Raw genomic sequence first — 8,928 nt, 5'->3', positions numbered from 1 at the left:
CCATTATGGAGTCCTCCTTGGTTACAAATTAGGGGTCAATTTCTGCAGATTTTGACACCCCGTATCATACCAAGAGGGCTCTTTGTTGTTCAAGTCCCCGAAAATCCTTCTAACAGGAATGCTCCTATATTAAAAATAGCATTGAAAATAGCTTAAATAGAGGGAGAAATTCCGCTTAATGACTAAAAAAACGTAAAAATAGACAATTTTTATGTGCATAAGCGGAAAATCTCCACTTATTTTTCCCCGAAACGGGCTCCATTCTATAAATAGCGGGAAATTCTCCGCTTATTATACTTACTTTTGTTGGTTACTTTAAGGAAACCTCACTTAGATAAGACAAGGTGAACCGTACTATAAGTAAATGAGGCTTTTCTGAGAAAGAAGAAAGCACCTTCCCCAATTAGCAGGAAGGTGCTGATTTTTTATTGCATTTTGCAAGGAAGTAAACTTTGGCAATTTCCAAGATTAGCTATTTGGCAAAAAGACTCTCACTTCAGTCCCTTTATTTACCTCACTATTAATCTTTATAGTACCATTATGTTTTACAATAATACGGTTGGAGGTTAATAATCCAAGCCCAGTCCCTTTTTCCTTTGTTGAGAAAAAAGGTTCACCTATCTTCTTTAATCGTTCTTTCTCAATACCACATCCGTTGTCTATAAAGGTGATTTCTACACCACTTCCCGGGATATTCTTCAAGTATATAAAGATGTCCCCATTACTTCCAATCGCTTCAATAGCGTTTTGAAAAATATTAATAAGCACTTGTTTAATTTCATTGGGGTTGCACATGATTTGATAAGAATGATCTAATTTTGAGTGAATAGCGATATTTCTTAGATTTGTTTGACTCTCAAACAGAGTAATTACATTTCTTAAAAGAGTATCTATATTTTGAAGAGATTTTGGTGAGTTTTCGTTTGGTTTCGCCAATGATAAGTATTCGGAAACAATAGACTCAATTCTTAATATTTCACCTAACATTATTTGTACGTGATGGGGATTAAATGTTCCTTTTTGATCAGCTAACTGTATAAACCCTTTTATTGAAGTTAGAGGGTTTCGAATTTCATGTGCCACACCAGCAGCAAGCTCTCCGACCACAGCAAGTTTTTCTGATCTTAAAATTAGGTCATATGCTTTCTTTTGTTCTGTAATATTACGTCCTATGACCAATAAATTTTTCCTGCTACCGTCAGTAAAAAAGGTAGGAACCTTAATAATATCAAATGTAGCGGATAATTGATTTTCTATAGCAAATTCCAATTCAAATCTATAAGGTGTACCCTTCTCCCAAGAAATTTCATCGTTGGAAAAGCAATTTTGAAAGTTTCTAAACCATTCATTTTTGGAAAAAAGTTCGTCTAAATTTTTATTCCTATAATCAATATGATTCAGTTTAAACAAATCTTTAGCATACTGATTCATTTCAATAAATCTCCCTGTACTGTCCTGAATATATATTAAATCGGGCATTGAATTGATTAGGGCTAATATTTGTTGTTCATTGTCCCTTCTTACTTCTTCCTTTTTAGCATTATCCCTTTTTTCTACTGCTTTGCTATAGCGAATTTGTAAGAAAGCTACAAGAAAGGTAACAGAAAGTGTAAATAAAAAGTAAGAATAATCACCTTTTTGATAAGTATAATTAAGGCGTTCTTCGTATTGATAAAAATAGGCGCCTAAAAAAATGCTTATTATACTCATAAAAATGATTGGGCGGTAATCATGATAGAGAGATAAAATGAAAATGACTAAAAAAATGAGATAGAAATTTGATATTACAGGCTCATTATCTATAAGGACAAATGTAACAAATGACATTCCCAGTACGCATAAATACATTGTTTGCTTAATAAAAAGCTTCTTGAAAACGAAATATGATATGGTTCCACATACTAACATACCACTTGCAAAGAAGACGCTGATAAAAGTAGGGTCTTTATGTTTAAGAATTTGAACAAACATACATAGTAGAAAACATCCCCATAAAATACGAATTAGCAAAACATTTTTACTATGGAGATTTTGAATATTCATTATTATTTCACCTCTAAGAAATGCATGAGCTGTCTTTTAGTTAACATGATGATATAGTTCCGATAATACAATTTCACTTTAAGATATTATAAACATAAGAATATCCAATAAAAATTCAAGGAATACCATTTAATAATAACAGCGCGGTGTTTTTTAACAAAGTAAAATTTTAAATAACCGAAAAAGTTTACATACTAAGTTAAACACAATATTACTTGAAATAGTTGTGTAAAAACTTATTTATCACGGGGAACCTTACTATATATAAATGAAGTTTGATGGAAGTAATGGAACAGGCCGAAATATCAAATTTATAATAAAACTTGATATCTCGGCCTGTTAACCCATGGATTAATATTAAATTTCTAACTAAACTTTTCTATCAACAGCTTGGGGAGGTTGTTCAAACCAATTTTCTTTAATTGCTAAAATTAATCCCAAACCATAAAACTTCTGCATTTCATCTGATATTTTGCCTAATTTAGAAACTATATCTGTTCTTAAACTAGAAGTCATAGCCTGATTTATCATAACAAAACAGAATATTCCAAGACAAGTATTCACAAAAAATAACATTAATTTATCGGAAAAAGGAGAGTTTTCTACGTTGGAAATTTGATAATCCCCTGAGGCTGAAATCGGAATGTTTTCTTTATCAAGAACCTCTTGAAGTGAGATTAATACTTTTTCAATCCCATCTCTACCTTTACCAAAATGTTGTTTTAGCTCCTTTGTTTTGGCCAATTTGCTAAAGGTAACAAAGATCATTTTTGAAAACTGTGCCCTATGGATAATCCTTGCTAAGTTGGCGATTTCAGGTGCATTTAAGGGTCTTGAACCACCAAAAAAACCATTAAAATACATAGAGTTATCAGCAAATTCAACCTCACTATCTATCGCTATATGTGGAGGTTTCAAATATACTCCTTTGGATAACATTAATTCTACAATTTCATCCTGGATCTTCACAGAGAATGCAATGTTTACTTGAAAATGATTGCGAATATCGCTTCTAGTACAATCTGATAATGCAATAGGATATGTACTCATCGAGAGATGTGTCAAATCAAAACAAAAATATAAAATAAATGTATCAGAAAATACTTTGGTTGCGTCAACCCTTACGTCTTCCTCTGTAAAACCCTGAGGAGTATTAAGATTCTCTTTATTAAATATCTCCTTGAGTGCATTTAGACTCTCTTGAGCTTGAGTCAACATCTTTTCTATAATTTGTTTAATTTTGCTATCATCTGTACTAGCCAAAAAATATTCGAAAAGTCTTTGTTGCATACTATTCATTAAAAAGGAAGACCAAAGGTTAGATACTTCGGTAGCGGTTAGTTCTAGAAAAGGCATATGACTATTTTGATTATTCAATTTATCCACTCCTTTCTAAATAGAATTTCCAAACCTTCATCCTAATATAAGTGAGAAACGCTGCTGATTGTAATCACATGTTGATAAATTACGTTGAAGCCATCACCAATACACAAAAACCGGCCTTTTGTGAAGAAGGCCGGTTTTTTCTAATCTCAAAATATAAATTGAGGAAGCTCCTTGTTATGCTTTATTGATTACCTCATCAATAATCCCGTATTCTTTAGCTTCATCTGCACTCATAAAATAGTCTCGTTCTGTATCAATTGCTACCTTTTCTACAGGCTGCCCTGTTCGTTCAGAAATAATCTGATTAATGTGTTCTCGGAGTTTAAGAATTCGTTTTGCAGTAATTGCGATTTCTGTTGCTTGCCCACGAACGCCACCCAGTGGTTGATGAATCATAATTTCACTATTAGGCAGGGCAAAACGTTTTCCCTTTGTTCCTGCAAGTAAGAGCAGGGCACCAAAAGATCCAGCCAATCCGGTGCAAATAGTTCTTACATCAGGCTTTATATATTGCATTGTATCAAAAATAGCAAAACCTGCTGTGGTTGAGCCTCCTGGGCTATTAATGTAAAGAGAAATGTCTTTATCAGGATTATCTGCAGATAAAAATAGCAACTGTGCTACGACACTGTTTGCAACAGTGTCGTTTATTTCTTCACCGATCATAATAATCCGATCTTTTAAAAGCCTTGAGTAAATATCGTATGAACGTTCACCATGATTTGATTGTTCAATTACATATGGAATAACACTCATTTATCTTACCTCCTCTGCTTCAATTGTAAAAAAGAAACACTTTGGAACATTGCCTCCCTTTATGCTGCAAAACGGACAGTGCTTGAAGGAAAGTGAATGTGACTTGATTTGTGCATAGAGCAAGTAAAGTCGGTACCTTTCCTTAAAGAAGGGATTTTAGGAATAGATTTGATTAATATGGTTGGATCTTGATTTTTAAAAGAATGATAAAGGATTTTTTCAATTTGCTGTTGGTCTTCAAAATCCCAATATCGATTGATAATGGGGTTTGTTTCGATAGTCCATTGCTTTTCCAAACGTTGTTTGGCCCGATAAATGGTTGCTTTAACAGCAGTTTCGGTGGTGTTAAATAGCATCGCAATTTCAGATATTTGAAACAGAAAGCCCTCTTTTAAGGCAAACATAACTGTCTGCTTTGGAGTTAGGTTATTCATTAATTTTTGAATCACTTCATAACGGTCTTCAATTCGTTTTGATTCATCATATGCCTGTTCTGGGATTGCTTCAATCGACTCTTTATTCCGTTTTCGTGCGGTATCAATCCACTCATTTCGTGCAATTCTATTCAGTAAAGCTGTAGGTATTTCGGGTAGGTGCATATAGTGCTGCAGTACCTTTAGCAAAGATTCTTGAACAAGTTCATCTCTATCCCAGCAATTTTGTGATATAAATTGGCAATATCGGCGAAGCTTCGGGTAAAATTCTTGAAGCTTTTCATCAGTTAGATTATCTTGAAAATCTTGAATGTCCTTTGAGACTTTAGAAAGTTTGTTGTGCACAACAATCACTCCTTCAACACGTGTCTACTTTATAAACGAACAACTGTAATGAAAAGATATGGGTAATCAAATTTTTTCTTCATGACAAATAATTTATTGGTTTCAGTATATGTATAAGTGTAATCAATTTTCCAGAGAGAAGTTAATTGTCGTTGCCTTTTTTACTGCAAATCGATTAAATGAATGATTAGTGTTAAAATAATCCCAGCCTTTTTAGCAAAGTTTGAAATGGGGAATATATCATGAGATTTTTAGATCAATCCTTGGCTCAGGAAATCGTTAATCGAACAATGAAAATCATAAATCGAAATATTAATGTCATGAATGAGAAGGGAGTTATTATTGGTTCAGGTGATAAAACAAGGATAGATTCCATTCATGAAGGGGCAGTTAGGGTAATAGCGACCCAGTCAGGTTTTGAAATAAGTGAAACCGACGCTGAACTGCTTCACGGAGTTAAAGCGGGAATTAATTTGCCGATTAACTTTCGTGATCAAGTCGTTGGAGTCATTGGGATTACAGGACCACCTGAGGAAATCCGAAATTACGGAGAATTGGTCAAAATGGCTGCAGAAATGATACTTCAGCAAGCAGTCCTCATCAATGAAATGCGGTGGGATGAAAGATTAAAAGAGGAATTGATTTCTCAGCTACTGCAAGGAACGGAAAGTGTAAATCCATTATACCTTGAAAGAGTAAACCGACTCGATATTAACTTAGCTATCCCAAGAGTAGCAATCATCTTATCAACTGAAAACCAATCAAAAGGGTATAAGTGGATTCACGATAAACGGGAAAAAGACGACTTATATGTGATGCATTCAGAGTACATAGTTCTATTAAAAAAGGTAGATTTAAAGCAAGCAGAATGGAATTACACCAATACTTTAAACCAATTGGAAAAATGGGTTGCTGAATTGGAAAAACACCAACAATTACGTTGTAAAATGGCAATTGGAGGCTACCGCCAAGGAATTAAAGGGATTTCCGAGTCTTATCAAGAGGCTGTCTATACTTTAAATGTTGGGGAAAAAATAGATCCTGATAAATCCATTTATTTTTATGAGGACTATAAATTGCCTATTTTTCTTGCACGAGCAAACCAACATAAGATTGGAGAGGAAATTGGTCCTTATTTTCAACAAATAAAACAACATGATAAAAAAGGGGAACTATTGGAAACATTGAGGGTATATATTGAAGAAAATGGAGATGTGAATAAAGTCGCGGGAAGGCTTTTTATTCATCGAAACACCCTAAGATATCGCTTGGAAAAGATTACTGATTTAACAAACAAGGATCCACGTAAGGTTAAGGATTTATTAGTACTTTATCTTTCTATTTTACAAAATCAAATTAAATAGATTTGTGCAAATGCACAAAAAGGCTTGAATTCCCCAAGCCTTTTTTTGATGGTCTGAACAATGTAAATCGCCAGGTAAACGCTTACAATGGTGGTACATCAACCAAGGAGGAAGTAATCCAATGGATGCTCAAATTCAAGTAAGTGCTTTAGGTGCAATCATTGCACTAGTTGTTGCCATTGTACTAATTTTAAAGAAAGTATCACCTGCCTACGGAATGATTGCCGGTGCGTTAATCGGTGGTCTTGTTGGAGGAGCAGATATAACCAATACTGTTACATTAATGATGGAAGGTGCTAAAGGAATTATTCCAGCTGTATTACGGATTTTGGCTGCGGGTATTTTAGCAGGAGTTCTAATTGAATCAGGTGCTGCAGCGGTAATTGCTGAAACAATTATCAAAAAACTAGGGGAAACAAGAGCATTGCTAGCATTAGCGATTGCAACCATGATTTTAACTGCAGTTGGAGTTTTCATCGACGTTGCTGTTATAACCGTTTCTCCAATTGCCCTTGCAATTGCTAAAAAAGCCGGTATTTCTAAAACGGCTATTTTACTGGCGATGATTGGTGGAGGGAAAGCTGGTAACATTATGTCACCTAACCCAAATGCCATAGCTGCTTCTGATGCGTTTAATGTTCCATTAACTTCAATTATGGCAGCAGGGATTATTCCAGCCATGTTTGGACTTGCTGTTACCTATTTAATTGCGAAAAAGTTAGTAAAAAGAGGCTCAACTGTTCAAGTCCAAGAAATCGAAACACATAATGGTGGACAGCTTCCTGCATTTTTACCTGCTTTAATCGCACCATTAGTAACGATTATACTATTATCATTAAGACCATTATTTGATATTAGTATCGATCCGATGATTGCTTTACCTATTGGTGGTATTGTGGGAGCGATTGTAATGGGCAGAGGGAAACAGATAAACGAGTATTCCATCTCAGGTTTAGGAAAAATGACTGGTGTTGCCATTATGCTTCTTGGGACAGGTACACTAGCTGGTATTATTGCTAATTCTGGATTGAAAGACGTCTTAATAGAAGGATTAAATGTAATTGGACTTCCAGGTTATGTTCTTGCACCTGTGTCTGGTATCTTTATGTCAGCTGCAACTGCTTCTACAACTGCAGGTACTGCTGTAGCGAGCCAGGTATTTAGTTCAACGATTTTAGAAATGGGTGTTTCTGCTATTGCTGGTGCTGCAATGATTCATGCTGGTGCAACCGTTCTAGACCACTTACCGCACGGAAGCTTCTTCCACGCAACAGGAGGAAGCGTGAACATGGAAATTAAAGAACGCCTAAAAGTGATTCCATACGAAACGCTTGTAGGTTTAACGTTAGCGATTATTTCTACATTGATTTACGGTGTATTCCAATTTTTCGGATAAAATCAATTAGACAGGAGAGGGAAAATGATGAAGATTGTCATTGCTCCAGATTCATTTAAAGAAAGTTTATCAGCATTAGAGGCAGCTGAAGCGATCGAAAAAGGCTTCAAGCAAGTAATTCCTGATGCTGAATATATAAAGGTACCAATGGCTGACGGCGGAGAAGGGACGGTCCAGTCTCTAGTGGATGCTACAGGCGGTGAAATTATTTATAAAACGGTAACAGGACCGCTAGGGAAACCAGTAGATGCCTTCTTTGGAATCCTTGGGAATAAAACAACAGCTGTAATCGAGATGGCTTCTGCATCAGGTTTACACCTTGTGCCAACAGAGAAGCGAAATCCGCTTATTACCTCTACTAGAGGGACAGGAGAATTAATTGCTGCTGCTCTAGATAATGGCGTGAATCATATTATTATTGGAATTGGTGGGAGTGCAACAAATGATGGCGGGGCGGGCATGGCTAAAGCTCTTGGTGCACTTCTACTAGATGAAAATGGTATGGAAATTGGCGAGGGTGGTGGCTCTCTTTGTGACTTAGCCTCTATTAATATCTCAGGATTTGATCCGAGGTTAGCGAATATTAAAATTGAGGTAGCTTGTGATGTTGATAATCCTTTGACAGGAGAAAAAGGCGCATCTGCTATCTTTGGGCCTCAAAAAGGAGCTACTCCTGAAATGGTAGCACAGTTGGATCAAAACCTTAGCCATTTTGCAGCTATTATTGAACGAGACCTTGGCAAAATAATAACCAATGTACCGGGAGCTGGAGCAGCGGGCGGACTTGGCGGAGGGTTATTGGCCTTTTTACCGTCAGAATTGAAGCGTGGTGTCGAAATCGTCATTGAAGCTACTGGCCTATCACAAATCGTTAAAGATGCCGATTTAGTCATCACTGGAGAAGGTAGGATTGACGGGCAAACCATCTTTGGAAAAACGCCTATTGGGGTTGCTAAGACAGCTAAAAAATATGGAGTCTCCGTCGTAGGGATTGCCGGAAACGTGTCTGATGATAGCCATATTGTATATGAACATGGTATTGATGCAGTATTCAGTATTATCCCTGGAATCATATCATTAGAAGATGCCTTTAGACATGCAGAAAAATACGTAGAGAGAAGTGCTGCGAATATAGCTGCTGTTTGGAAAATGAAATCATAGTTTATGTAGGTTTAATATCATTATATTGAAAAAAATCCTCCTT

At 35.8% G+C, this 8,928-nt stretch carries 7 protein-coding genes; 3 read left to right on the top strand and 4 right to left on the bottom strand.

What is annotated here, in order from left to right; translation table 11 throughout:
• Positions 1-468 precede the first annotated feature (468 nt).
• The 4 genes from FXW34_RS16530 to FXW34_RS16515 all read right to left on the bottom strand — a co-directional run bounded on the left by FXW34_RS16530 (position 469) and on the right by FXW34_RS16515 (position 4,964).
• The gene (locus FXW34_RS16530) at positions 469-2,043 is read right to left on the bottom strand and encodes an ATP-binding protein (protein WP_147535137.1); all 1,575 of its coding nucleotides are present in this window, start codon (positions 2,041-2,043) and stop codon (positions 469-471) included.
• Between the two features lie 369 nt (positions 2,044-2,412).
• Positions 2,413-3,429: a DUF3231 family protein gene (locus tag FXW34_RS16525; RefSeq protein WP_425457444.1), complete on the bottom strand. Its 1,017-nt coding sequence runs from the start codon at positions 3,427-3,429 to the stop codon at positions 2,413-2,415.
• Positions 3,430-3,603: 174 nt separating this feature from the next.
• A complete protein-coding gene (gene clpP / locus FXW34_RS16520; RefSeq protein WP_147535136.1) occupies positions 3,604-4,185 on the bottom strand; it encodes an ATP-dependent Clp endopeptidase proteolytic subunit ClpP in 582 nt (193 codons plus the stop codon).
• Between the two features lie 59 nt (positions 4,186-4,244).
• On the bottom strand, positions 4,245-4,964 hold the full coding sequence (locus FXW34_RS16515; RefSeq protein WP_187118994.1) for a sigma-70 family RNA polymerase sigma factor: 720 nt from the start codon (positions 4,962-4,964) through the stop codon (positions 4,245-4,247).
• A gap of 242 nt (positions 4,965-5,206) precedes the next feature.
• Between FXW34_RS16515 and FXW34_RS16510 the strand changes: the two genes are divergently transcribed.
• The 3 genes from FXW34_RS16510 to FXW34_RS16500 all read left to right on the top strand — a co-directional run bounded on the left by FXW34_RS16510 (position 5,207) and on the right by FXW34_RS16500 (position 8,885).
• On the top strand, positions 5,207-6,328 hold the full coding sequence (locus FXW34_RS16510) for a CdaR family transcriptional regulator (protein ID WP_147535134.1): 1,122 nt from the start codon (positions 5,207-5,209) through the stop codon (positions 6,326-6,328).
• A 121-nt stretch (positions 6,329-6,449) separates the two neighbouring features.
• Entirely contained in the window at positions 6,450-7,724 is a 1,275-nt protein-coding gene (locus tag FXW34_RS16505) for a GntP family permease (RefSeq protein WP_147535132.1), read from the top strand.
• A 27-nt stretch (positions 7,725-7,751) separates the two neighbouring features.
• Complete coding sequence (locus FXW34_RS16500; protein WP_147535158.1) at positions 7,752-8,885, top strand: glycerate kinase; 1,134 nt, start codon at positions 7,752-7,754, stop codon at positions 8,883-8,885.
• Positions 8,886-8,928 lie beyond the last annotated feature (43 nt).

Source organism: Bacillus marasmi (assembly GCF_902168435.1).
In the GTDB taxonomy this organism is placed as follows: domain Bacteria; phylum Bacillota; class Bacilli; order Bacillales; family Cytobacillaceae; genus Bacillus_BU; species Bacillus_BU marasmi.
Note: the sequence above shows the minus strand (reverse complement) of the source record. Positions and strands in the feature narration are given on the sequence as shown.